Origin of the sequence: Rheinheimera sp., from assembly GCF_037442525.1 — a bacterium.
Lineage (GTDB): Bacteria > Pseudomonadota > Gammaproteobacteria > Enterobacterales > Alteromonadaceae > Pararheinheimera.
Genome location: NZ_JBBIQD010000003.1, coordinates 18,827 through 43,839, shown reverse-complemented (window position 1 = coordinate 43,839; position 25,013 = coordinate 18,827). Strand labels below are relative to the sequence as shown.

General features: G+C 54.3%; 22 protein-coding genes and 1 other RNA gene. 17 read left to right on the top strand and 6 right to left on the bottom strand.

Annotated features, from left to right (window positions below):
- The first annotated feature begins 151 nt into the window (after positions 1-151).
- A complete protein-coding gene (locus WKJ03_RS06560) occupies positions 152-2,068 on the top strand; it encodes an ATP-binding protein (protein ID WP_337841375.1) in 1,917 nt (638 codons plus the stop codon).
- A gap of 18 nt (positions 2,069-2,086) precedes the next feature.
- The gene (locus WKJ03_RS06555) at positions 2,087-2,761 is read left to right on the top strand and encodes a DUF599 domain-containing protein (RefSeq protein WP_337841374.1); all 675 of its coding nucleotides are present in this window, start codon (positions 2,087-2,089) and stop codon (positions 2,759-2,761) included.
- Between the two features lie 32 nt (positions 2,762-2,793).
- Here WKJ03_RS06555 and dolP read toward each other — a convergent pair whose 3' ends face one another.
- The 4 genes from dolP to WKJ03_RS06535 are packed head-to-tail and all read right to left on the bottom strand — an operon-like array spanning position 2,794 to position 6,149.
- Positions 2,794-3,360: a division/outer membrane stress-associated lipid-binding lipoprotein gene (dolP, locus tag WKJ03_RS06550; RefSeq protein WP_337841373.1), complete on the bottom strand. Its 567-nt coding sequence runs from the start codon at positions 3,358-3,360 to the stop codon at positions 2,794-2,796.
- Entirely contained in the window at positions 3,360-3,947 is a 588-nt protein-coding gene (locus WKJ03_RS06545) for an SIS domain-containing protein (RefSeq protein WP_337841372.1), read from the bottom strand. Before WKJ03_RS06545 ends, dolP begins: the two co-directional genes overlap by 1 nt.
- Before the next feature lie 12 nt (positions 3,948-3,959).
- On the bottom strand, positions 3,960-4,295 hold the full coding sequence (locus WKJ03_RS06540) for a YraN family protein (RefSeq protein WP_337841371.1): 336 nt from the start codon (positions 4,293-4,295) through the stop codon (positions 3,960-3,962).
- Positions 4,296-6,149, bottom strand: coding sequence for a penicillin-binding protein activator (locus WKJ03_RS06535; RefSeq protein ID WP_337841370.1), 1,854 nt, complete (start codon positions 6,147-6,149; stop codon positions 4,296-4,298).
- 77 nt (positions 6,150-6,226) lie between these two features.
- Here WKJ03_RS06535 and rsmI point away from each other — a divergent pair, with 77 nt between their 5' ends.
- Both rsmI and rnpB read left to right on the top strand, forming a co-directional pair.
- Complete coding sequence (gene rsmI / locus WKJ03_RS06530; protein WP_337841712.1) at positions 6,227-7,072, top strand: 16S rRNA (cytidine(1402)-2'-O)-methyltransferase; 846 nt, start codon at positions 6,227-6,229, stop codon at positions 7,070-7,072.
- 95 nt (positions 7,073-7,167) lie between these two features.
- An RNA gene (gene rnpB, locus WKJ03_RS06525) (RNase P RNA component class A) lies at positions 7,168-7,521 on the top strand.
- 69 nt (positions 7,522-7,590) lie between these two features.
- Here the strand turns inward: rnpB and WKJ03_RS06520 are convergent.
- Both WKJ03_RS06520 and WKJ03_RS06515 read right to left on the bottom strand, forming a co-directional pair.
- The gene (locus tag WKJ03_RS06520; RefSeq protein ID WP_337841369.1) at positions 7,591-9,216 is read right to left on the bottom strand and encodes a hypothetical protein; all 1,626 of its coding nucleotides are present in this window, start codon (positions 9,214-9,216) and stop codon (positions 7,591-7,593) included.
- Positions 9,213-9,791: a hypothetical protein gene (locus WKJ03_RS06515; RefSeq protein WP_337841368.1), complete on the bottom strand. Its 579-nt coding sequence runs from the start codon at positions 9,789-9,791 to the stop codon at positions 9,213-9,215. Before WKJ03_RS06515 ends, WKJ03_RS06520 begins: the two co-directional genes overlap by 4 nt.
- Before the next feature lie 313 nt (positions 9,792-10,104).
- Between WKJ03_RS06515 and chrA the strand changes: the two genes are divergently transcribed.
- The 13 genes from chrA to murC all read left to right on the top strand — a co-directional run bounded on the left by chrA (position 10,105) and on the right by murC (position 25,013).
- Positions 10,105-11,442, top strand: a complete 1,338-nt coding sequence (gene chrA / locus WKJ03_RS06510) for a chromate efflux transporter (protein ID WP_337841367.1) — start codon at positions 10,105-10,107, stop codon at positions 11,440-11,442.
- Positions 11,442-12,065 carry a flavin reductase family protein gene (locus WKJ03_RS06505; protein WP_337841366.1) on the top strand — a complete coding sequence of 208 codons (624 nt, stop codon included), beginning with the start codon at positions 11,442-11,444 and terminating at the stop codon, positions 12,063-12,065. The genes chrA and WKJ03_RS06505 overlap by 1 nt, the downstream gene beginning before the upstream one ends.
- 524 nt (positions 12,066-12,589) lie before the next feature.
- On the top strand, positions 12,590-13,054 hold the full coding sequence (gene mraZ / locus WKJ03_RS06500) for a division/cell wall cluster transcriptional repressor MraZ (RefSeq protein WP_337841365.1): 465 nt from the start codon (positions 12,590-12,592) through the stop codon (positions 13,052-13,054).
- On the top strand, positions 13,054-13,992 hold the full coding sequence (gene rsmH, locus WKJ03_RS06495) for a 16S rRNA (cytosine(1402)-N(4))-methyltransferase RsmH (protein WP_337841364.1): 939 nt from the start codon (positions 13,054-13,056) through the stop codon (positions 13,990-13,992). The genes mraZ and rsmH overlap by 1 nt, the downstream gene beginning before the upstream one ends.
- Positions 13,989-14,294 carry a cell division protein FtsL gene (ftsL, locus tag WKJ03_RS06490; protein ID WP_337841363.1) on the top strand — a complete coding sequence of 102 codons (306 nt, stop codon included), beginning with the start codon at positions 13,989-13,991 and terminating at the stop codon, positions 14,292-14,294. The genes rsmH and ftsL overlap by 4 nt, the downstream gene beginning before the upstream one ends.
- Positions 14,291-16,054 (top strand): penicillin-binding transpeptidase domain-containing protein, encoded by a 1,764-nt coding sequence (locus tag WKJ03_RS06485; RefSeq protein ID WP_337841362.1) that lies wholly within the window; start codon positions 14,291-14,293, stop codon positions 16,052-16,054. Before ftsL ends, WKJ03_RS06485 begins: the two co-directional genes overlap by 4 nt.
- Positions 16,044-17,525, top strand: a complete 1,482-nt coding sequence (locus tag WKJ03_RS06480) for a UDP-N-acetylmuramoyl-L-alanyl-D-glutamate--2,6-diaminopimelate ligase (RefSeq protein WP_337841361.1) — start codon at positions 16,044-16,046, stop codon at positions 17,523-17,525. The genes WKJ03_RS06485 and WKJ03_RS06480 overlap by 11 nt, the downstream gene beginning before the upstream one ends.
- Positions 17,522-18,898 (top strand): UDP-N-acetylmuramoyl-tripeptide--D-alanyl-D-alanine ligase, encoded by a 1,377-nt coding sequence (gene murF / locus WKJ03_RS06475; protein WP_337841360.1) that lies wholly within the window; start codon positions 17,522-17,524, stop codon positions 18,896-18,898. The genes WKJ03_RS06480 and murF overlap by 4 nt, the downstream gene beginning before the upstream one ends.
- Positions 18,892-19,974: a phospho-N-acetylmuramoyl-pentapeptide-transferase gene (mraY, locus tag WKJ03_RS06470; RefSeq protein WP_337841359.1), complete on the top strand. Its 1,083-nt coding sequence runs from the start codon at positions 18,892-18,894 to the stop codon at positions 19,972-19,974. Before murF ends, mraY begins: the two co-directional genes overlap by 7 nt.
- A gap of 3 nt (positions 19,975-19,977) precedes the next feature.
- A complete protein-coding gene (murD, locus tag WKJ03_RS06465) occupies positions 19,978-21,303 on the top strand; it encodes a UDP-N-acetylmuramoyl-L-alanine--D-glutamate ligase (RefSeq protein ID WP_337841358.1) in 1,326 nt (441 codons plus the stop codon).
- Complete coding sequence (gene ftsW / locus WKJ03_RS06460) at positions 21,300-22,499, top strand: cell division protein FtsW (protein ID WP_337841357.1); 1,200 nt, start codon at positions 21,300-21,302, stop codon at positions 22,497-22,499. Before murD ends, ftsW begins: the two co-directional genes overlap by 4 nt.
- Positions 22,492-23,568 carry an undecaprenyldiphospho-muramoylpentapeptide beta-N-acetylglucosaminyltransferase gene (murG, locus tag WKJ03_RS06455; protein WP_337841356.1) on the top strand — a complete coding sequence of 359 codons (1,077 nt, stop codon included), beginning with the start codon at positions 22,492-22,494 and terminating at the stop codon, positions 23,566-23,568. Before ftsW ends, murG begins: the two co-directional genes overlap by 8 nt.
- The gene (gene murC / locus WKJ03_RS06450; RefSeq protein ID WP_337841355.1) at positions 23,565-25,013 is read left to right on the top strand and encodes a UDP-N-acetylmuramate--L-alanine ligase; all 1,449 of its coding nucleotides are present in this window, start codon (positions 23,565-23,567) and stop codon (positions 25,011-25,013) included. Before murG ends, murC begins: the two co-directional genes overlap by 4 nt.

Sequence of the window (25,013 nt, the reverse complement as noted above, 5' to 3'; positions counted from 1 at the left end):
TAGGTTCATGCCGTCAGGGCGGCGCAGTTTAGCATGGTCGCTGCGGCTGCCGCAGTAAAGTTTTATGCTTGTTTGGCTGTGCATGGTCAAAGCCGGAAAGAATGAGTTATAGTTTTGAAACTTCAGTTTATTTTGCCACTTTGGAGTCAGGATGCAGGGCAACTCATTGCCGCAAGGGCCGTTGTTAAGACTGAAGCTTTGGTCCTGGGTGTTGCCTTTGTTCTGCCTGGCCTGTGCGCTGGTGCTGACAGAATATCAGGCCCGTGAGATTGTGGCTCGCCAGCAGCACCGGCAACTGAAGCAGCTTGTCAGTGTGGCGGGTCAGCTGCGCTCCTTTATTGAATCTGAAGTCAATACGCCGCTGTATCTGAGTTTAGGGCTGGCGTCGCATGTGCAGGCCAGTGGCGGTCAGCCGGATCCAAAAGACACCTTACTGCTGTTAGCGGGCTTGCTGGAACAAGGCAAACATATCCGCAATCTGGCGTTGGCCCCCGACAATGTGTTGACTCTTGTTTTTCCTGTGGAAGGCAATGAACGGGCGCTTGGCGTCCATTACGCGAATCTGCCGCAGCAATGGCCTGCAATTCAGCAGATTATTGCCGAAAAGAAAGCCAGGCTGGTTGGCCCTGTGTCACTGGTGCAGGGTGGTAAGGGCTTTATCTACCGGGTGCCGGTATTTCTGAATGATGGCCGCTACTGGGGCTTAATCAGCACAGTGCTGGATCTGAATGCGCTCTGGCAAAACCTGGCGCAGCAAAGTAACAGCTACCAGGTGTTGCTGGCATTAAGGTATGCCGGTGACACTGAGGCTTTTGTTGGCCGCAGCGAGTGGTTTCAGGACGCCACCCTGACGCTGGACTTGAGTTTACGTGGCGCGCAGTGGCAGATGGCCATTCGCTCACTGGATGACACTGAAGGGTGGGGATTGTGGCAGTGGCGCCTGGCGGGTGGCTCGGTGTCACTGTTGTTTTGCCTGATGCTGGGCTGGTTATTGTTTTCGTTCCGGCGCAGCTATCAGTTTTCGGAAGCATTGCAGGAAACGGAAACCTATGGCCGGCGTATTCTCGATGCCGTGTCGGATGTGATTATTACCACCGACCTGCAAGGCCGGATTGAACGGATGAATCAGGCGGTGACAGTGGTGTTTGGTTACCTGCAGCCTGAGTTATTGGGAAAAGATTTCCGTTTATTACTGCAAGCGGCCGAGCCCGGCTGGAATGAAGGGCAACTGCCACTGCAGGAGACTATAGGGGTGCGTAAGTCCGGTGAGCTGTTTGCACTGGAATTGTCGCGACGGGAAACTGAACGCGGCGGCCAACGCCGTTACGTCTGGTTGCTGCGGGATATTTCTGCCCGTAAAGAGGTGGAGCAACTGAAAGACGAGTTTGTCTCGACGGTCAGTCATGAATTGCGTACGCCTTTGACATCCATCAATGGGGCTTTGGGCCTGACCTTGGGCGGGGTGCTGGGGCCGCTGACCGATAAACAGCAGCATATGTTGTCTCTGGCACAACAAAACAGCCAGCGTCTGGCGAATTTAATCAATGATCTGCTGGATATTGAAAAACTGGCGGTGAATAAGATGCCGTTTAAGTTTAAACTTTGGCCCCTGCAAAACCTGTTGCATCAGTCACTTGAGCTGAATCAGCCCGTTGCTTTGGCCAGGCAGGTGCAATTACTGCTCGACGACCCGGACCAGGCTGATGCCTGGGTGGAAGTGGACGACACCCGTTTTCAGCAACTGATGGCCAACCTGCTGGCCAATGCCATCCGCCACAGCCCTGTGAAAGGGCAGGTGAAAATACGGATTGAACTGCAACAGACTCAGGTCACTGTGTCGGTGATTGATCAAGGCAGCGGAGTACCGCCTGAATTTGTCCCCAGGCTGTTTCAGAAGTTTTCACAGGCGGATGCTTCAGACCGACGGGCCATCAGCGGCACCGGCCTTGGGCTGGCGATTTGCAAGGAGCTGGTCAAGGCTATGCAGGGCGAGATAGGTTACCGCCAAACGGAGCAGGGCGGCGCCTGCTTCTATTTCCGCCTGCCACTGGCAACCCAATTGTTTTAACATCACCATGGAGCATTCATGACCCTGATCGACGCTGCTGCTGTCCTCTGGTTTTTATTGTTGTGGGGCGGTTACACCTTCTACGCCAAGCGCAAAGCCCGCACTGTCAGTTGTTTATCCTTTGAGATGCGGCGTAAACGCAATGACTGGATGCAGCAAATGCTGAGCCGTGACAACAAAATGGCCGATGTGGCGCTGATTTCGACGCTGGAGCGTAACGTGTCTTTTTTTGCATCCAGTACCTTATTAATTCTGGCTGGCTTGCTGACCGCTATGGTGTCCAGCACCAGTCTGGCCGAAGTGCTGGCGTATCTGGCCCCCTGGCGCGAGGTGAGCAAGGAGGCGATTCAGGTAAAAATTCTGTTTCTGGCGGTCATTTATGTGTTTGCGTTTTTCCAGTTTACCTGGGCGCTTCGGCAGTATGGTTTTGGTGGTGTGCTGATTACCGCCGCGCCTGATGGAAAAAACCTGACTGAAGAGGAGCATGCGCTCTATGCCAACCGTACAGCCAAAGTTATCGATCTGGCTGGCCACTCCTTTAACTACGGTTTGCGGGCCATTTACTTTTCACTGGCCACCTTAAGCTGGTTTATCGACCCCATAGCTTTTATGGCCACTTCAGTGGTGGTACTGGCGGTGATGCGCCATCGCGAATTTCATTCCAAGGTGCTTAAAGCCTTGCAGCAATGCTGAATAAACTGGGGTCAGAGTCTGACCCCATTGCTTTATTGTTTGTATTCAAAGGCTTTAATGACGCGGGCTACACCGTCCACATTTCGGGCCAGGTTAACGGCTTTATTGGCTTCCTCTTCGCTGACCAGACCCATCAGAAAGACTTCACCGTTTTCGGTGACAATTTTAATATTCATCGCATTCACCGCTTCGTCAGCCAGAAATTTGGTTTTGACGCGGGTGGTGATCCAAGCATCCTGACTGGCGGTACCAAAGGTCACTTCACTGCCCACCCGGATTTGGTTATGCACGTCGCGCACCCCATCGACCCGCACCAGCTCTGCCGCTTGTTCACGTACGCCATTATTCGGCACCTGGCCAGTGAGCAGCACAATACCGTTATAACTGGTGATATTGATATTGCCGGTTTTTTTAGTGACAGGGTCTTGATCCAGTGCTTTGGATGCCCGCAGTACTATGGTTTTATCGTCGATTTGGCTGCCCAGGGTGCGAGGGTCGCCTGCTGAGGTGACGGCAGTGGCGCCACCGGCCAACACCGCCGCTGCACACCCCTGTACTAACCAGGCAACTAACACTAAAGCTGTGATACGGAACATCATCAGTAATCCTCTTGTTGTGGGAATAAGGTCATGTCGATCAGCTCGCAGATCGCATGCAATAAAAAGCTGTAACATTCAAACACCCGGGCTGGCCTGTGTGCCGGTACCCGCAGTTCAGTATCCTGTGGCCCCAATAAACCGGACAACTCGCCGCTGCTGTCGACTGTCAATGCCACCACAGCCATATCCTGGGTCAGGGCTGCTTCCACCGCTTTGATCAGGCTGTGCTCTTCGCCAGTCATTGAAATAACGACCAGCACATCACCGGCCTGGCCTATAGCCCGCACCTGACGAGCCAGGTGTTCAGGTTTAGCCTGATTATCCGGCTGCAGCGCACTGCTTTGGCTGACCAATGCAAAAGCCGGTAAACAAGGACGCTCAGCTTCAAACTGATCCAGCAGTAGTTGTGAAAAATGACTGGCGAGCGCCGCCGAAGCACCTTCACCGCAACAGACTACTTTGCCACCATTGATCAGGCAGTTCACTATCGACACTGCCGCATTTTCTATCGGGGCGGCCAATGCTTCGCCTGTGGCGATCATGGTCTGAATATTTTCGGTAAATAACTGCTTAATATGGTCCTGCATGGGTTCCTGGTCCTAAAAGGCGTTTTTTACCCAGCGGATATCCGCCGGGTCCGCGCCAATGGCGATCACGTCAAAGCGGCAATGGCACTGGCCATGCTGCTGTAAATACAGGGCCGCCGCGCGGCGCAGCTTTTGCTGTTTGGCGTGGGTGACAGCTGCCACGCCACCTCCAAAGGCACGCGACTGGCGGAATTTCACTTCGACAAACACAGTACAGCTGCCTTCCTGCATCACTAAATCCAGTTCCCCAAGGCTGGTGCGGTAGTTCCGCTCCAGCAAGGACAACCCCTGTTGTTCCAGATAACGCAGAGCCTGTTCTTCGTAAAGCTGGCCGCGTTGCTGGTTCATTTAAGGCTGATCCAGGCTTTGTAAACTGGTCTTACTGTATTTGCCCAGCGTTAACTGGCGCTGAATCTGGCCATCGGCTGCCAGACGTAAGTCGCCGGTCAGGCCCCTGTGTGGCAAGGCCGGAAACTGCTGCTGTTGTTTGAGTTTAAAGACCAGCTGGAAGGCATCAAAACCCATGGCAAACAACCGTTGCAGGGTTTCGTCCTGTTGCGGAAACAACGTGTTGTATTGCTCACGCAGCGCCTGCTGTTGCTGTTGGCTTAGCATCCAGGGCATTTCGGTAAAAGTTAAATTCAGCAGGTCGCGCCTGTCTGTCAGCTCCGCCGATTTCTGATGACTGCGCGAGCTGGCATAAATGGGCAGGCTGATAGCGGCTGGCGCCACAGACACATCAATAAAGGGCTTCAACATTCGGGTCTGAGCCGGGTCGGCCAACAGATAAATGGCGTCTATGTCCTGACGGCTGTGGGTTTCAGCGCGCACATCCTGGCCGCTTAAACGCTCAATTTCTTGAATGCGCTGTTCGCTGGCTGCGGTTTCCAGCAGTTGTTTGATGGTGCTTTCCATCGAGGCCATATCCGTCACCCAATAGGTCTCAGGGGCTTTGCCTGTGATTTGCTGCCAGTCGCGGCTGAACTGGTTGACCATCCGCTGGCTCAGCGGGTTGCGGCTTGCCATCAGCACCGGCTGTTTGTAGCCTTTGTGCTGGAACCATTGCGCCATCTGGTGCGCTTCATCTTCAACGCTTAAAGCGAAGTAGTATTTCTGCTCAGCAGGGGCTATCTGTTCAGTGCGGCTGTTCAAAAACAAAGTAGGCCAGGTCCAGTCCGGGTCATTGGCCAGGCTGTCAACCTGTTCTTTCAGTAAAGGGCCAATAACAAATTCAACCTGTTGCTGCTGCATCTGTAGCTTCAGCTCAGCCGGGCTCAGGGTGCTGTCCAGAAACAGCAGTCGTGCCGGGTGGTTGACTGATGCAGCCAGCAACCCCTGCTGAATGGCCTCGGCATGCTGGCGAAAATTGCTGTTAAAAGGCAATAACACGGCAATGGTCTGAGGGTTGTAACCCTGTACCAGGCTCAGCTGCTGAATTTCGGCCGGCAATTGCGCCAGAGCGGGCAGGGTGCTGAAGCTGCTTTGCCAGTTTTGCAATTCAGCCTGTAAGGCTGGCAGATCGCCGAGCAACCGCTGATGGATTTGCAGCAAAGAGGCCCAGCCCTGCGCTGCTTTATCATTGCTCTGAGCCAGTTGCTGCAGCTGCTGAGGTGTCAACAGGCCAAGTTGTTGCCATAAAGCCAGTTGGCTGCTTTGGTCTGTGGGCACTAACTGCAACAACTGCAGGTAAGCGGCAACGGCTTTTTTCGGTTCCTGCCGCTCTGTCCAGTACTGTGCCTGCTTCTGCAGATACAGCTGCTGATCGGCCAGATGGAACTGGTTCAATGGAAACTGCTGGATAAATTGCTGAATGTCCTGATGCTGGCCTCTGGCCAGCAGGGCTTCAAACCAGGGCAGCAGGTTCTGCTGCATAATGCTGCTGTCTGCCTGTTGTTGCAGCACCTGATGGATAGCCAGCGCCTGATCGACCTGGCCTTGTTGCAGGTTAGCCCGGGCGGCCTGCAATAGCTCCTGCTGCTGTTCTGTGCCCTGACTTTGTTCGGCCTGTTGCAGGAACTCACTGGCCGACAGCGATTGTGTCAGTGGCGCCACTTCAACGTCCGGTTCGGGTTGTACTTCTACTTTGGCTTTCAGCTCGGGCTGAACTGCTTTCACAGGCGAAGGCGCCGGAGTGGAACTGCAGGCGGTCAGGGCCAGGCTGGCGGTCAACAGAAATAAGGGCTTGAGTTTGCTGCTTTTCACAATGCACAGGTACAATGAGGCTTTGAATGCGGGTATCTTACAAAGAGCCGGGCCCAAGCTCAATGAATTCACAAATTATGACCCAACAAATCGGACACCTCTATATAGTTGCCACGCCGATCGGCAACCTGGATGACATCAGCCAGCGGGCTATTCAGACCTTAAGCAAAGTAGCCTGGGTGGCGGCAGAAGACACCAGACACAGCGGAAAATTGCTGAGCCATTTGGGCATATCAGCACGCATGCTGGCGCTGCATGACCACAATGAAAAACAACGGGCAGCCACGTTATTGCAAAAATTGCAGGCCGGTGAAGATGTTGCCTTGATTTCCGATGCGGGTACGCCGCTGATTAGCGACCCAGGCTATAGCCTGGTGCGTTTATGCCGTGACGCTGGGGTGCGTGTGGTGCCAATTCCTGGCCCCTGCGCTTTAATCAGCGCTTTGTGCTGTGCAGGTTTACCTACAGACAAATTCCATTTTATCGGCTTTTTACCCGCCAAAAGTCAGCAACGTCAGAATGTGCTAAGCGCTATTCCACAAGGCGTGGGTACTTTAATTTGTTATGAAACAGCGCGTCGTATTAAAGATTGTTTAGAAGATGTAGTGAAGGTGTTTGGTGTTGAACGTGAACTGGTTTTGGCCAAAGAGCTGACGAAGACTTTTGAAAACTTTGTTTATGGTACAGCAGCAGAAATTACAGCCTGGTTAGATGAAGACCCAGCCCGTTGTCAGGGCGAAATGGTGCTGATGATAGCGCCGACTCTGGCCGCTGAAGAAGACATTAACCCTGCGGCCCAGCAAACTCTGAAACTCTTAATGAGTGAATTACCCCTGAAAAAAGCCGCAGCTTTAACAGCAGAAATTCACGGCGAAAAGAAAAACGCCTTGTATAAACTGGGGCTCAGCTGGACCGGGATGTAGGGGCGGTAGTTTACTCCGCCCGGTTTTATCAGGTGTTGCTGCTGTGTGGTCAACCACCTTGCAGCTTCGGGGAAGAAGGGTATAATGCGCGCCGTGAGTTGGCCCAGACAATCGCTGCCTGCGTAAGCAGGGGGAGGAAAGTCCGGGCTCCATAGGGCAGGGTGCCAGGTAACGCCTGGGAGGCGCGAGCCTACGACCAGTGCAACAGAGAGCAAACCGCCGATGGCCCGCTTGCGGGATCAGGTAAGGGTGAAAGGGTGCGGTAAGAGCGCACCGCGCGACTGGTAACAGTTCGTGGCACGGTAAACTCCACCCGGAGCAAGACCAAATAGGCCCCCTTTGGCGTGGCCCGCGTTGGGGGCGGGTAGGTTGCTGGAGGCGTATGGTGACGTACGTCCTAGAGGAATGATTGTCCACGACAGAACCCGGCTTATCGGGCCGACTCACACTTTTTCACTTTGTTGAGCCAGACCACAGCCACTGCGCAGATGCAGTGACCGGGTCTGCCTTATATTTATTTATCCGCCGCAGCCTGTCACATCCAGCGTCTCAACTATCACGGCATCGTCCTTACAAGCCAGACGCTGCGGCATTAATGATTCTGCTGACAAACAACCTAAACCCATACCCGTGAAGTTATATTGCGTACTGCGCAGGCCTGATCCTCGCGGTGTGCCCGGGCAGCGGGCTTCGTAGTGCACTGAGATGCAAGACGAGTAATAGTTAATTTCTTTTGGCAATGGGTTGGAAGGCCGGTCACCGATCAGGCGGTAGGGTTTGTCTTTGCCATCACATTGTTTGGCGCCAAGACGGATGCTGCGTTTATATACCGCCAGCCAGTTACTCCATGCCTGTTTTTTCTGCTGTTCAGCACGTTCAGCGGCCAGACGCCGCTCTTCGGCTTCTTGTTGCAATTGCCTTTGGCGTTCAGCCCGCTCTTGCGCTGCTTTTTCTGCGGCCAGCCGTTGTTGCTCTGCCCGTTGTGCGGCCTCTTGCTCACGTTGTTGCTGCTCCCGCTCAAGCCGTTCGGCAGCCAGCTGTTGTTTTTCGGCCTGCTCATCGGCAGTTCGTTGAGCCCGGGCCTCGTCATAACCAGCCTGAGTGCCTTGGGTTGCCATGCTATCCACCTGACTGTACATGCCTATTTGCTGTGCTGCCTGCATGGCGGCATCGTTATCGCGTTTGAGCTGCTGCAAGGTGGCAGGGTCTGTGGTTTTGGACATCTGCAGGTTGCGGTAGGCAATACCATCTGCCAATTGTTTGGCCAGCGCCTCGCGACCGGCCTGCTTTTGGGCCGCCTGTGCCTGTTGCTCAGCTTGTTGTTCTGCCTGCTGCTGGCGGTGCTGTGCTTCAGCCTGAGCATTGGCTTGTGCCTGCAAGTCATTCAGATAGGCGGTTTGTTGCGCTTGTTGTGCCTGATAGTGCGCCATTTCAGCGTTTAAGGTATTCTGGAATTCGGGACTGGCAGCAACTTCCAACGCGGCTCCGGCCACCTCGCCCATACCTGCGACAACATCCATGGTGCCTTCAACTGTCGCCACAAAACCATTGGCCAGGGCAACACCGACTGTGCAGCCAAAGCTGGAACCTCCGCTCAGTTGTTGTGCTACGGCGTTGGCCAGACTGGCCGCCTTTGTATCAAATGCTGCATCCCCCTGTTTTTTTCGCAGTTCCAACAGCAGGTATTTCAGATTCCCGGCCATGGCGGCATCAAAATCATTACTATCGCCATCAACGGGCGCCTGAGTGGTGATGGAAAAGCGGCTGATCTCCTTGCCAGCGTCAAAAAACCTGTAGGTTAGAGCCAGGCGACCCGCCGTAGTTTTACAGCCATCTTCGTCCACATCACCAGCCTGATAACCACGTTCTATCTGAAGCTTCAGCCGCGGTGCCTGTGATGACTGAAAGAAGTTACTGGCTTTTAATACAGCCCGCAAATCGCCCATATACTCCAGCCACTCGTCGCTGTGGCCATCTTTAAACTCAACCACACCCAGCCGGTAGGGCAGAAAGGGAGTTGCTGTCCTGATATCCTGCAACCATTGGTTGTCAGGCTGATAGCGACCTGCGTTGCTTAGCCAGGGGGTTATCAGCAGTGCCAGGCAGATGAGCAGTGGCCGTATTGTGCGCTGCACCGATTTCATTCAAAAGAACCTTGCTCAATCCACAACCGCAGTACGCTGTCATGGGCTTCTGTGCGGGCTTTGGAGCGGGCGGCATCGGCACCACTGAGAGTGGATGAAACGGAAATTAAACCTATGGCTTCATCCCATTCTGCTGGCGTGTCAATCTTATGCAGCTGTTCCGGTCCTGCCCACAATTCATAGTGGATCCGTGTTCGATAGCTGAAAATGGCCGGTACGACCCCTAATGTGAAGATCACCGCATTGGCGCCCAAAGCACCAGCCCATTCGCCGGTAATTTCTTCGACAGGGCCCTCGCTGATTTTGATTTTGAAGTTGCTGTTGCCTTCAGAGACTGGTTTGAAGCCATGCAGTTTTAATAAATCCTGAATTTCCGTCAGGCGCAGCTGTTGTTGTTCAGTCATTTCTTCGGCTGTGAGTTCTGCATCTGAGGGGATGCTGTACTCCACCTGCACAGTGGCATTGGCTGCATTAAATCCTGACACATCGGCTTTACCCAACTTTGCTTCGGCGGCGCAACCTGTGAGAACAATGGAAATAACGAGCATTGCGCCCAGTTTGATGATGGATGTCATAGTGTTTCCCTCTGATAGGGCTTATGCCTTTATCCCTGAGCAAAGCACTGGGATCAGGCGGCCAGATTTATTGTTATTGTTCAGGCCAGATAGCTGACTTCGGTTGCATCGGGTGGGGCAACGAAGAAAGAGGGAGTGACTCAAGGTTCACTCCTTTGGCATAGAGAAATAATAATCAGCATTTTTTTTCACGTCCAGCCGGATTTCTAACCCACAGCTGTAGCAGAAGTGACGTTAATTCAATCACTTTGGCTGGTTGTGGCATGCCCGGTTTGGTAGGCTGGAGCTTGCAACGTTTTTAGGCAGGAAAAAAATGAAACAGCTCACAACAGCCATCCCCTTTTGGCAAGCCTTCAGGTTCTGGTTAAAGCTGGGCTGTATCAGCTTTGGTGGGCCGGCCGGGCAAATTGCCATTATGCATCAGGAGCTGGTGGAAAAAAGGCGCTGGATCAGCGAAGGCCGGTTTTTGCATGCGCTGAATTATTGCATGCTGCTGCCCGGGCCTGAGGCGCAGCAGCTCGCCACTTATTTAGGCTGGCTGATGCACCGTACCCTGGGCGGTATTGTCGCCGGGCTGTTATTTATTCTGCCTTCGTTAGTATTGCTGGTGCTGCTGTCCTGGGCTTATCTGGTCTATGGCGAACATCCCTGGGTGGCCGGTATTTTTTATGGCATTAAACCTGCGATAGCGGCCATAGTGCTGCATGCGGCCTGGCGGATCGGCGGGCGGGTGATGAAGCATCCGCTGCTTTGGGCTATAGCTACGGCGGCTTTTGTCGCTATTTTTGCGTTAAAGTTGCCCTTTCCGCTGATTGTATTGTCTGCGGCCATTATTGGTTTTATTGGCAGTAAACTGGTCCCAGCGGCTTTTTCCGGCAGTGCACACACAAGCGCGCAGAAAAGTTATGGCCCGGCTTTGATTGACGACAACACGCCAACCCCTGCTCATGCCTTGTTTCGCTGGAGCCGTTTTAGTCTGGTGTTTTGCTGTGGTGTGCTGCTTTGGGCATTGCCTATGGGGGCGCTGACACTAAGCCTGGGCTGGCAGCATCAACTGACGCAAATGAGCTGGTTTTTTACCAAAGCGGCTTTGCTGACCTTTGGTGGGGCTTATGCAGTGCTGCCTTATGTCTATCAGGGCGCTGTGGATAAATTTGGCTGGCTGACGCCGGGCCAGATGATGGATGGTCTGGCGTTGGGAGAAACCACACCGGGCCCGCTGATTATGGTAGTGGTCTTTGTGGCCTTTGTCGGCGCTTATCTGCAGGCCAGCTTTGGGCCTGAGCAGATGCTGCTCGCAGGAGTCACAGCGGCTGTGCTGGTCACCTGGTTTACTTTTTTGCCGTCCTTTATTTTTATTCTGGCAGGAGGTCCGCTGGTGGAGTCGTCGGTCGGGCAATGGCAACTGACAGGCCCACTGACTGCCGTCAGTGCCGCAGTGGTGGGGGTGATTGTCAATCTGGCACTGTTTTTTGCCTGGCACACCTTGTGGCCGCAAGGGGATTCAGCTGGCTTAGTGCAGGGGGTGGACCTGTGGGCTTTGGCGATAGCGTTGATCTCAGCGTTATTGCTGTTCCGCTTTAAACAAGAGGTGATGCGGGTGATTGCGCTCTCTGCCCTGTCAGGTTTGCTGATCGCAGGAGTGGCCTGATGCTGATTGATGTGAAAAGTCTCGAAGCGCTGGATTGCTACCGCTTGCTGACCAGTCTGGTGATCCCAAGGCCTATCGCCTGGGTCAGCAGTTATTCCAAAGCCGGTGTATTGAACCTGGCACCCTTTAGTTTTTTCCAGATGGTGACCGACCAGCCACCAACGCTGATGATCGCCACTCAGCATAAACCGGGCGGAGGCAGAAAAGACACCAGCCTGAATATTGAAGCGACAGGTGAGTGTGTGATTAATCTGGTGCCCTACGCCTTAATTGATGCCATGAATCAAACAGCAGCAGCCTTACCTGCGGATGAAAGCGAATTGGCATTGACCGGATTGACGACAGTGGCGTCGGCCAAAGTCGCGGTACCCCGGCTGGAACTGGCGCCAGCGGCCTTTGAGTGCTCTCTGGCGCAGCTGCAACCTTATCCGGCGGCTCAGCCGTCCTGCGAGCTGATTTTGCTGGAAGTGCAGTCGCTTTATCTGAACCCGCTGGTGCTGAATGCGCAGGGGCGGCCCGATCCGCAAAAGCTGGATCTGATCAGTCGTTTGGGGGGCGCAGACTACAGCCGGGTGGCTGCTGAAGTCTTCAGTCTGCAGCGGCCTGCTTCAGGGCAACGTTAACTTTCTTCATGTAAGTGCTTGCTTACTTCAATAATCTTTAAAAATAACAAATGTTAGTGGTTGCTTACGTTTTTTCTGTAAGCTTTCTGCTAATTTTTCTGCTTTTTATCTGATTGCTGCGGTTCAGTCTGGCAGAGAGTTTTTGTCTCAGCTGGCGCTGAGATTTATGGGGTTCATCTAACATTCATAAATAAAATCAGTCACTTAAATTTTCATTCTTTTAGTGGTGTAGCAAAAAGGCCGGCACGCCGGTCGCAGGCAGGATGGAATTGGTCTGAAATTGATGGTTACGCGTTTTATCCTGTCAGATTTGGGTGTTTTTTTACGTTTTTTTCTTCCACTTTTCCCCACACAAATCAGGATCTTCGCGCTAAGCCGCATTTTTACTGGATCCGCGCCGATCGCTTCACATGGTTTTTGCCTTGACAAGCTTTGATTCACAGCCCTAAACTGTCTGCTAGTGGAGAATTGTGGGTATTTGTGGATCAAATTCACGGATCTGACAACAACAAGTGGGATGAAAAATGTTTCGTGGCTCGTTTTCATTAACATTGGATGAGAAGGGACGGTTAGCGCTGCCAACGCGCTACCGTGACAGCCTTTTTGCCGATGCTAATGGTGCCATGGTCTGCACCATCCATATTAAAGATCCCTGTCTTTTGTTGTATCCGCTACCGGAATGGGAAGAGGTGGCAGAGCAACTGCAACGGCTGTCTAACCAAAATGCCCAGGAATTGCGTTTCAAACGTTTACTGATCGGTCATGCGTCCGACTGTGACATGGATAAAAGCGGCCGCATTTTATTGCCGGCACCGCTGAGAAGTCACGCCAATTTAAGCAAAAACATCCGACTTGTCGGTCAATTGAACAAATTTGAGATTTGGGACGAAGAGATCTGGAATCGCCGGGTGGCTGACGACATGGCCCTTGAACGCGAGTTGCCAGCCGACGCCGAAATCTCAGAACGGCTGCAGGACTTTGTACTCTGATGGATCAAAGCGCCCACATTTCCGTGTTATTGGCCGAGACCATAGACGGATTAGCCATCAAACCAGACGGGATTTACCTGGACGGCACCTTTGGCCGCGGTGGCCACAGCAAGGTGATCTTATCCAAACTGTCTGACAAGGGCCGGCTTTTTGCCATTGACCGTGACCCGACGGCCATTGAAGCCGCCAAAGCCTTTGCCACTGACCCGCGTTTTCATATTACGCACAGCGCTTTTGCTGAGCTGGCCGCTATTGCGGAACAGCAGCAAATCACTGGGCAGGTCGATGGCATTTTATTGGATTTAGGCGTGTCATCGCCGCAGCTGGACGATGCCGAGCGTGGTTTCAGTTTTATGCGGGATGGCCCGCTGGATATGCGGATGGACCCGACCAGTGGTTTGTCTGCCGCCGACTGGCTGGCCAAAGCCGATGTGGAAGAAATCAGCTTTGTATTGCGCGAATACGGTGAAGAAAAATTCGCCTGGCGTATTGCCAATGCCATAGTCGAAAAACGTGACGAAACCCCTTTTACCCGCACTGCTCAGCTGGCCAGCCTGATTAGCGCTGTGGTGCCGAAAAGTGCCAAAGAGAAAAAACATCCGGCCACCCGCAGTTTTCAGGGCATCCGCATTTATATCAACAGTGAGCTGGAGCAGGTGAAAACTGCATTGGAAGCCGCGCTGACAGTATTGAAACCAGGTGGCCGCCTGACGGTGATCAGTTTTCACTCGCTGGAAGACCGGCTGGTGAAACAGTTTATGCGTCTGTACAGCAAAGGCCCGGCCATCCCCAAAGGGCTGCCATTAACCGAAGAGCAGCTGAAACGCCATACGCCGCTGAAACTGATTGGTAAAGCCATTATGCCGTCTGAGCAGGAACTGGCGCAGAACGTCCGTGCCCGCAGTGCCGTGCTGCGGATAGCGGAGCGTACCGCATGAGCGCCATTAAACTGAACCGTCTGATCCTGGTCGATATCTGGCGTCACAAGCTGGTGATTACGCTGATCCTGGCATGTTTGGGGTCTGCTCTGGCCGTGGTGGAATTCACCCATATGAACCGCCAGCTGACCATGACCGAAGACAAGCTGTTACAGCAACGGGACAGCCTGGAAATGGAATGGCGCAATCTGTTGGTCGAACAGCGCGCTCTGGCTGAACACAGCCGGGTGGAGGATATAGCTGCAAATCAGCTGAATATGGTACGACCCTACGGGGCGCAGGAAGTGGTGGTGCAGCAATGATCAAAAAGCCCGCCAAAGCCGCAGTGCCAAAACGCCAGGCGAAGAAGAACCAACAGCCAGCTGTGATCAGTTGGCGTTTTGCTTTTGTAATAGTGGCATTACTGGGGGTATTCAGCGCCTTGGTGATCCGCTCCGCTTACCTGCAGGTGATTGAACCTGAAATGCTGCTGGAACAAGGCGACGCCCGCACTTTAAGGGTGAAAGCCGATGCGGCGATGCGTGGCATGATCCTGGACCGCCATGGTGAAGAACTGGCAGTCAGCGTGCCTTCGCAGTCCATTTGGGCCGATCCGCAACTGGTGCTGCGCAATAAAAATAAAATTGACCAACGCCACTGGCATGCGCTGGCCGAGATGCTGCGCATCACTCCCCAGCAACTCAGTGACAAAATTGGCTCAGACGACAACAAACGTTTTGTGTATTTGCAGCGTCAGGCCAGCCCAGCCACTGTGGATTATATCCGGCAACTGAAAATTCCAGGTATTGCCTTTAAACAGGAATCGCGCCGCTATTATCCGGCCGGTGAGGTCACTGCGCATCTGTTGGGGTTTACCAACGTCGATGAGCAGGGCATGGAAGGCCTGGAGCGGCAGTTTAACGAATTGTTGACCGGCAAACCGGCCACCAAAACGGTGCGTAAAGATGCCAAAGGCCGTGAAATTGAAGTGCTGAAACAAACCGACGGCGAAGCCTCAAAAAACCTGCAGCTGAGTATCGATCAGCGTATTCAGGCGGTGGCTTACCGTGAGCTGAAAAAAGCTGTGCTGCAGTTTGGCGCCACCTCTGGTTCTGTCGTGGTGGTCGACGTGCATACAGGTGAAGTACTGGCGATGGCCAACGCGCCGTCTTACAACCCGAATAACCGTAAAAACTCGGATGCAGGCCGTTACCGCAACCGCGCCATTACCGATACCTTTGAACCTGGTTCCACCATCAAACCGCTGCCGGTATTAGCGGCATTGGAAAATGGCACTGCCACTATGGATACCGTCATTTCCACAGGTTATGGCCCGGTGCGAATTGGTGGCCGTCTGGTACGGGACATTAATGGCTATGGCGACCTGGATTTAACCGGCATTATGCGCAAATCCAGCAATATTGGCGTCAGCCGTCTGGCACTGGATTTGCCGGTCGATAAGTTTCTTGGTATGTACTACAAAATGGGTATAGGCCAGGAAACAGGCCTGAACCTGACCGGTGAAACCCCTGGAGTGCTGCGTGAACAAAAACGTTGGGGCGAACATGCGTTGGCCACAGTGTCTTTTGGGTACAGTTTTACCGTCAACGCGGTGCAGCTGGCCCGCATGTATGCCACCATTGCCAATGGCGGCATACTGCGGCCTTTAACCATTATCAAACAGGATAAAATTCCACCCGGTGAACGGGTCTTGTCCGAGCAGAACGCCGAGAATATGGCCGCTATGCTGGAGGCTGTGGTTGGCCCTGGTGGTGGTGGTAAACGGGCCGTGGTGCCGGGTTACCGGGTAGGTGGTAAAACCGGTACGGCGAAAAAAGCCGGTATTCGCGGCTACAGCGACGATTACATAGGTTCATTCGCCGGCATTGCGCCTATTTCCAACCCCCGTCTGGCTTGTGTGGTCATTATTAACGAGCCCAGCGGCGATTATTATTATGGCGGCGAAGTGGCTGCGCCTGTCTTTGGTGCCGTGATGGGCGCCACCATGCAGTTACTGAATATTGCCCCAGACGCCAATGACAGCCGGATCAGCAAGGTCAGCGGAGGTCACCATGCAGGTTAATACCGCTGCTTCCTGGTTAACTCCTTTTGCCGTACAGGTTCCGGATGCTCTGGCGCAGCAGGTGTTGGGCGAACTGCGTGTCAGCAGCAAAGAGGTGCAACCTGGCGATGTCTTCCTGGCACTGCCTGGCACCAGTCGCCATGGAAATGACTTTATAACGCAGGCGCTGGCGCAAGGCGCAGCGCTGGTGCTGACCAATCAGCCAGTGAGTGTGGCGGATGCGCGCATTCTGGTCTGGCCTGAGCTGATGACTCAGCTGACAACAGTGATTGAAGCTTTTTACCCGCACCCAGAGCTGCAGCTGGTCGGCGTGACCGGCACCAATGGTAAGTCCAGCACTGCTATTTTTGTCAATCAGTTGGCGCAACTGCTGGGTATTGCCGCCGGGGTGATTGGCACTTTGGGCCATGGTCATTACCAGCAGCTGACTCCTCTGAATAACACCACACCGCATTTAGCCGATTTACACCGTATTCTGGCACAAAGTGCCGGGGCAGACCGTCAACTGATGGCGCTGGAAGTGTCGTCGCACGCACTGGATCAAAAACGGGTGGCTGGCCTGCAGTTTGCCGTGGCTGTGTTTACCAACCTGACGCGGGATCATCTGGATTACCACGGCACCATGCAGGCGTACGGTGAGGCGAAAGCTTTGTTATTTACCAATGAACTGGCGCAAAAAGCGGTGATCAATGTTTCTGATGACTTCGGTCGTCAGCTGGCCGCCCGCACCGCATTGCCGGTCATCGCTTATGGCCGCTTGCAGGACTGCCAGTCTTATGCAGCTTATCTGGCTTATCACGAGCTGACTGTTACCCCTCGTGGTTATCAGTTTGTACTGCACAGCCGTTTACAGGGGGTCACCTCTGCGCAGCTGGTGCAATTGCAGGTGCTGGGCGAATTTAATGTCCAGAACGCGCTGGCAGCAGCGGCGGCGATGCTGCAGCTGGGTCATGCGCTGCAGACTGTGGTCCAGGCGTTAACTCAGCTTTGCAGCGTGCCAGGGCGTATTGAACAGTTTTATCAGGCGTCACGTCAGGTGATGGCGGTGGTCGATTATGCCCATACGCCAGACGCGCTGGAACAAAGCCTGCTGGCGTGCCGCAACCACACACAGGGGCAGTTATGGCTGGTTTTTGGCTGCGGCGGTGACCGCGATAAAGGCAAAAGACCCTTGATGGGCGCCATTGCTGAGCGCCTGGCTGACCAGCTGGTGATTACGGCTGACAACCCGCGCACCGAAGATGTGAATGCCATTTGTGCCGATATTGCTGCGGGTTGCCGCAAACAGAATTACCAGATTATTCCTGACCGCAAAACTGCGATCCGTCAGGCATTCAGTCTGACACAAGCCGGAGACCTGGTGTTGATCGCCGGCAAAGGCCATGAAGATTATCAGATCATCGGGACATCTGTGATCCCTTACGACGAACGCGCATTTGTACAGCAACTGGTTACGGAGCCGCCATTATGATCCGCTTAACTACAACAGAGATTGCCTCTGCAGTTCAGGGCCAGTTGCATGGCGCTGATGTGGCTATTGAAAGCGTCAGCACGGACAGCCGGGCTATTGCGCCGGGTGACTTGTTTATTGCACTGAAAGGTCCAAATTTTGATGCCCATCAGTTTGCCGCCGATGTGGTCAGCAAAGGGGCAGCTGCTTTGGTGGTTGAACAGCTGCAGGATCTGGCCGTGCCACAAATTCTGGTGAAAGACTGCCGGCTGGCGTTAGGTGCTCTGGGGGCCGCTGTACGGCAGAGGGTGAACCCGAAAACTGTGGCTGTGACCGGCAGTGTCGGTAAAACCACTGTGAAAGAAATGATGGCGGCTATTCTGGGCAGCATCGGCCATGTGCTGGCGACGGCCGGCAATTTTAATAACGATATTGGTGCCCCTCTGACCCTGTTGCGTTTGACCGCCCAACATACCCATGCAGTGATGGAACTGGGGGCCAACCATTTAGGCGAAATTGCCTACACCGCCGGTTTATCTCAGCCCTCAGTATCCGTGATCACCAATGTGGGGGCTGCCCATCTGGAAGGCTTTGGGGATTTGTTTGGTGTGGCCCGCGCCAAAGGTGAAATTTATGGCGCTTTGCCTGCGGGCGGTACTGCCGTGGTGCCGCTGGACAGCGAATTTGCTGAGTATTGGCTGAAACGGCTGGGCGATAAAAAGGTACTGACCTTCAGCGCCACGCAGAAAGCAGATTTTTACGCTGAACACATAGTGCTGAATGAACAGGGCTGTGCCGGTTTTGACCTGGTCTGCCCACAGGGCCGCATTCTGATCCAACTGGCCCTGCCAGGCAAACACAATGTGGCCAATGCGCTGGCGGCAGCCGCTGCCGTATTGCAGCTGGGGGCCAGCCTGACCGATGTGCAGCTGGGTTTGGCGTCAATGAAGCCGGTGAAAGGCCGCATTAATGTGATCCAGGCCACGCCAGCGTTGCGATTGATTGATGACACTTACAACGCCAACTCGGAATCGGTCAAAGCCGCTATTGATTTGCTGAGCACTTATCCGGGTTATCAGGTGCTGGTGTTTGGCGATATGGGCGAGTTGGGTGCGGATGCGCGGCGTTACCACGAAGAAGTGGGTTTATACGCCAAACAAAAAGGAATTCACCTGTTATTCACCCTGGGTGTGTTATCACAAAGCGCCAGTGATTTATTTAATGGCCAGGGGGCGCACTTCAGCTCCCGCCAGCAACTGATCCAGAAACTCGGTCCGCTGCTTGACCAGCAACCGCAAGCCACTGTGCTGGTGAAAGGATCACGCAGCGCCAAAATGGAGTTAGTCGTACAGGACTTGCTAGAACGTAGTCAGCAGGAGAGTCGCCCATGTTAGTCTGGTTAGCTGAATTTCTTACTCAGTATATCAACGCCTTTAACGTATTCAGTTACCTGACCTTCAGGTTTATCTTAGGCATTCTGACTGCATTAATGCTGAGCCTCTATCTGGGGCCTAAGCTGATTGCCCGCTTACAGAAACTACAAATAGGCCAAACGGTGCGAGATGATGGCCCACAAAGCCACTTCTCGAAAAAAGGCACACCAACTATGGGTGGTCTGCTGATTTTAGGCTCAGTGCTGGCCTCTGTGCTGCTGTGGGCCAACCTGGAAAACAAATACGTCTGGGTGGTGATTTTTGTGCTGGTCAGCTACGGCTGGATTGGTTTTATTGACGATTACCGCAAAGTGGTGCGCAAAGACCCGAAAGGCCTGATCGCCAAGTGGAAATACTTCTGGCAGTCGCTGTTTGCGCTGGTGGTGGCGTTTTTTCTGTATGCCACCTCTGAGCGCCCGGCTGAAACCAGCCTGGTGGTGCCTTTCTTAAAAGATGTGCTGCCACAACTGGGGTTCCTGTACATCGCCTTATGTTACTTCGTCATTGTCGGTACCAGTAATGCGGTGAACCTGACCGATGGCCTGGATGGCCTGGCCATAGTGCCGACCATTATGGTGTCCGCCGCTTTTGCCATTATTGCTTATGCCAGCGGTAACGTGAATTTCGCCGCTTACCTGAATATTCCTTACCTGCCACAAGCCAGTGAACTGGTGGTGGTCTGTGCTGCACTGATAGGTGCAGGTTTAGGTTTCCTTTGGTTTAACACTTACCCGGCTCAGGTTTTTATGGGTGACGTGGGTTCCTTGGCTTTAGGTGCTGTGCTGGGCGTGATCGCCATTCTGGTCCGGCAGGAAATTGTGCTGTTCATTATGGGCGGCATTTTTGTGATGGAGACTCTGTCGGTGATCCTGCAGGTGGGCTCGTACAAGCTGCGTGGCCAGCGTATTTTCCGTATGGCGCCTATTCACCACCACTACGAACTCAAAGGCTGGCCGGAACCGCGCGTGATTGTGCGTTTCTGGATATTGTCGGTGATTTTTGTGCTGGTGGGTCTGGCGACCCTGAAACTGAGATAAAGCATGAGCACGAAATTGTTTCAGTCAAAACGTGTTGCGGTGATTGGACTGGGCCTGTCAGGTCTGGCCACAGTGCGCTATTTACTGAAACAAGGCGTTAAACCTGTGCTGATGGACACCCGTTTAAAAGTCGCTGGTCTGGAGCAGGTGCCCGCCGATAAGGTTGACGGCATTTATTTGGGGGAGCTGGATGCGAACCGGCTGGCACAGATGGATGTGCTGGTGGTGAGCCCAGGCCTGGACCCAAAACACCCGGCCATTCGTTTTGCGCTGGCACAAGGCGTACAGCTGATTGGCGATGTCGAGCTGTTTGCACTTGCTAATACCAAACCCGTGCTGGCCATTACCGGCGCCAATGGTAAATCCACAGTCACCAAACTGACCGAATTTATGCTGCAGTGCTCAGGTGTGCATGCGCTGGCAGCCGGCAATATTGGTTTGCCTATTCTGGATGCGCTGAACTCAGACGCCGAGGTCTTTGTACTGGAGCTGTCCAGCTTCCAGCTCGACACCACCTATTCGCTGCGCAGCAAAGCCGCCTGCATTCTAAACGTGACTGAAGATCATATGGACCGCTACGGCACCATGGCGGCTTATGCGGCGTCTAAGCAGCGTGTGTATCAGGGCACTCAGCTGGCAGTGGCCAATCAGGCTGATCCGCTGACCTGGTGCCAGTCGCCAGTCGCACAGCTACAGCTCAGCCTGAATGGGACAGAGTACGGCCTAGTGCAGCATCAGGGCGAAAGCTGGCTGGTGGTGGATGGCGACCCCTTACTGCCCACCCGCGAAATGACGCTGGTCGGCAGCCATAACCAGTTTAACGCGCTGGTCAGTTGTGTACTGGCGCTGCAGGCTGGCGCCAGCCGCGAAGGCCTTATCCAGGCACTGCGTACTTTTGATGCCTTGCCACACCGTTGCCAACTGGTGGCTGACCATAAAGGTGTGCGCTGGGTCAATGACAGCAAAGCCACCAATGTGGGTGCAACCCTGGCGGCTATTGCCGGTTTGCGGCCTGAAGTGAAAGGCAAATTGGTGCTGATTGCTGGTGGTGATGGCAAAGGGGCTGATTTCAGCGAGCTGGCGCAGGTGCTGAACAGCCAGGTGGATGTGGTGATTACCCTGGGGCAGGATGGCCCCGCTATTGCGGCTCTGGTGCCAAAGGCGCAGCAGGTAAAAGACTTAATGGCTGCCGTTAAAGCTGCGGCTGTTCGGGCGCAGCCAGGTGATCTGGTGTTGTTATCCCCAGCCTGTGCCAGCCTGGATATGTTTAAAAACTACGAGGACCGCGGTGAGCAGTTTGCACAGGCGGTACAGAAGGTGTGGTTATGATGCAGCGCGTGTTGCAGTTCATGCCATCACCCACCCAGTGGCTTGCCAACTGGTGGCGGCGCGACGAAATCAACAGCTATGACCGGCTGTTTCTGACTTTGCTGGTGTTGGTACTTTGTGTGGGCCTGATTATGGTGACCAGCGCCTCGGTGCCTGTGGCTGAACGCCTCTATGGCAACCCGCTGTATTTTACCCTGCGCCATCTGGTGTATCTGGCTGCAGGCTTTGGCGCTGCTTATGTGGTGCTGAATGTGCCTGTGTCCTGGTGGCACAATACCAATTTGTTGTTGTTGATGTTTGCGGTGATTTCGTTGATTGCGGTGTTGTTGCTTGGTCGCAATGTAAATGGGGCCACCCGTTGGCTGGCCTTAGGCCCGATCAATATTCAGGCGGCGGAACCGGCCAAACTGTTTTTCTTTGTCTACCTGTCCAGCTACCTGGTGCGCCGGCATGAAGAAGTGCGGGAAAACTTAAAAGGTTTTGTGAAGCCGCTGATTATCCTGTTTATTCTGGCGGTGTTGCTGTTGATGCAGCCAGACCTGGGCACCGTCATTGTGATGTTTGCCACTTCGGTGGTGTTGCTGTTTTTAGCCGGCGCCAAACTCTGGCAGTTTTTTGCGCTGATCTTTACCGGTCTGGCCGCTATTGGTGTGCTGATTGTGTACAGCGAATACCGCTGGCGCCGGGTCACGGCTTTTCTCGACCCCTGGGCCGACCCCTTTGGCAGTGGTTATCAGCTGACTCAATCCCTGATGGCCTTTGGCCGCGGCAGCTGGTTTGGTCAGGGCTTGGGCAACAGTGTGCAAAAGCTCGAATACCTGCCGGAAGCCCACACCGATTTTATCTTTGCGGTCATCGCCGAAGAAACCGGACTGGTCGGAGTGATGCTGGTGCTGAGCCTGCTGTTTATGCTGGTCTGCCGTGCCTTATGGATGGGTAACAAAGCGCTGAACAAGGGGATGAGCTTTCATGGTTTTCTGGCCTATGCGCTGGCGATTTGGATTGTGTTTCAGACCTGCGTCAATGTCGGTGTGGCCAGCGGCCTGTTGCCAACCAAAGGCCTGACGCTGCCTTTTATCAGTTATGGCGGCAGTAGTTTGATCATTATGTGTATGGCGGCAGCTTTATTGCTGCGTATTGATTTTGAAGTGCGGCTCAAAGGCCGCCAGGCGATCGGCGGGGCTCCACATGGCTAAGGTGGCTTTGGTGATGGCTGGGGGCACAGGCGGGCATATTTTCCCGGCCAAAGCTGTGGCGGATCTGCTGCAGGCAGAAGGCTGGATTGTGCACTGGCTGGGAACAGCCGATCGGATGGAAGCGAAGCTGGTGCCGGGTTTTGGTTATGAATTTCACAGCATTGCGGTGGCCGGTTTACGGGGCAAAGGCCTGAAATCCTTGCTGAAAGCGCCGCTGATGTTATGGCGCTCTCTGTCACAGGCCCGGGCTTTAGTGCGTCAGCTGAAGCCGCAACTGGTGCTGGGGTTTGGTGGTTATGCCAGTGGCCCCGGCGGGCTGGCGGCTTACCTGGCCGGTATTCCGCTGCTGGTGCATGAGCAAAATGCGGTGGCAGGGACCACCAACAAACTGTTGGCCCGCCTGGCCAACAAGGTGCTGGTGGCTTTTCCACAAGCGCTGGCAGGTTTAGGTCAAGGCTTAGTCGTGGGTAACCCGGTGCGCAAAGAAGTTTTAGCTGTGACAGGCCAAGGCAAAGCAGTCGGGCAGCCGCTGCGGGTGCTGGTGGTCGGTGGCAGTTTAGGGGCTCAGGTATTTAACCAGCAGTTGCCAGGCCAGTTTGCACAACTCGCCGCTTTGGGTGAGCTGGAGATCTGGCACCAGACAGGTCAGGCCAATTTGCCGCAGGTGCAGCAGGCTTATCAGCAACTGGGGTTAGCGGCCCGGGTGGAGGCCTTTATTGACGATATGGCGGGTGCTTACCACTGGGCCGATCTGGTGGTGTGCCGCGCCGGTGCTTTAACTGTGTCTGAGCTGGCCTGTGCCGGTCTGCCGGCGGTCTTTGTGCCGCTGCCATCGGCCATTGACGACCACCAGACCGCAAACGCCAATTATCTGGTGCAACAGCAGGGCGCTGTACTGCTGAAACAAAACGACTTAATCCAGGGTGCTTTGGTGCCTTTGCTGCAGCCCTGGCTGCAGGACAAAACAGCGCTGGTGCGGATGGGGCAACAGGCCCGCCGTGCCGCCACAGATGATGCGGCAGAACAAGTAGTCAGAGTCTGCCGTGAGTTAGCAGGTAACACGAAATGAGCACGACAACACAACAAAAGAAATTAGCCATGCGCCGGGTTGAGCGCATCCACTTTGTCGGCATAGGTGGCGCCGGTATGGGTGGTATTGCCGAAGTGTTACTGAATGAAGGCTATAAAGTGTCGGGTTCAGATATTTCCAGCAATCCGGTGGTTGAGCGTTTAACCGCTTTGGGCGCACAGATTTTTATCGGTCACGCCGCTGACAATATTCAGGGGGCCAGTGTGGTGGTGGTATCCAGCGCCATTAAAACCGATAACCCTGAAGTGGCCACAGCGCTGGAGCAACGTATTCCGCTGGTGCGCCGTGCTGAGATGCTGGCTGAGCTGATGCGCTTCCGTCATGGCATTGCCATTGCCGGCACCCATGGCAAAACCACCACCACCAGCCTGATTGCTTCCATTTTTGCCGAGGCCGGTACAGACCCGACTTTTGTGATTGGTGGTTTGCTGAATTCGGCCGGCACCAATGCCCGTCTGGGCTCAGGCCGTTACCTGATTGCGGAAGCAGATGAAAGCGATGCGTCTTTCCTGCATTTGCAGCCAATGGCGTCGGTCATTACCAATATTGAACCCGACCATATGGACACTTACCAGGGCGATTTTGAAAAGATGAAATCGACCTATCTGGAATTCTGCCACAACCTGCCGTTTTACGGCGCTGTGGTGGTCTGTATTGACGACCCTGTGGTGCGTGAACTGATCCCGCAGATTGGCCGGGTGGTGATTACTTACGGTTTTAGCGAAGACGCTGATTATGTGCTGAGCCACTTCAGCCAGACCGGCACCCAAAGCCGCTTTGAGATTAAAGACCCCCAAGGACAGCTGCACAGCATTGAACTGAATCTGGCGGGCCGCCACAACGCGCTCAATGCCACAGCTGCTTTTGCGGTGGCGACAGACGAAGGCATCCGCAAAGAGGCCATTCTGGCCGCGCTGCGTAAGTTTGAAGGCATTGGCCGTCGCTTCCAGCAATACGGCGAGTTCGACACCGGCCGTGGCAAAGTGCTGCTGGTCGATGATTATGGTCACCACCCCAGTGAAGTGGCGGTCACGCTGGCGGCTGCCCGCAGTGCCTGGCCAGATCGCCGTCTGGTGATGGCGTACCAACCTCACAGGTACAGCCGCACCCGTGATTTATACGAAGACTTTACCAAAGTGCTGTCGGGGGTGGATGTGTTGCTGCTGCTGGAAGTGTACTCCGCCGGTGAAACCGCCATTCCTGGTGCCGACAGCCGCAGCCTGTGCCGCTCTATCCGTGCCCGGGGCCAGCTCGACCCAGTGTATGTGGCGGGCCCGGCCGATTTACCTGCCGCTTTGGCTGATGTGCTGCAGGATGGTGATGTGGTGCTGACCCAAGGGGCCGGTAATATAGGTGCTCTGGCCAAACAACTGGCGGCGCTTGAGCTGAAAATTTCTGCATTAAAACCAAACGAAGGAGCTTGA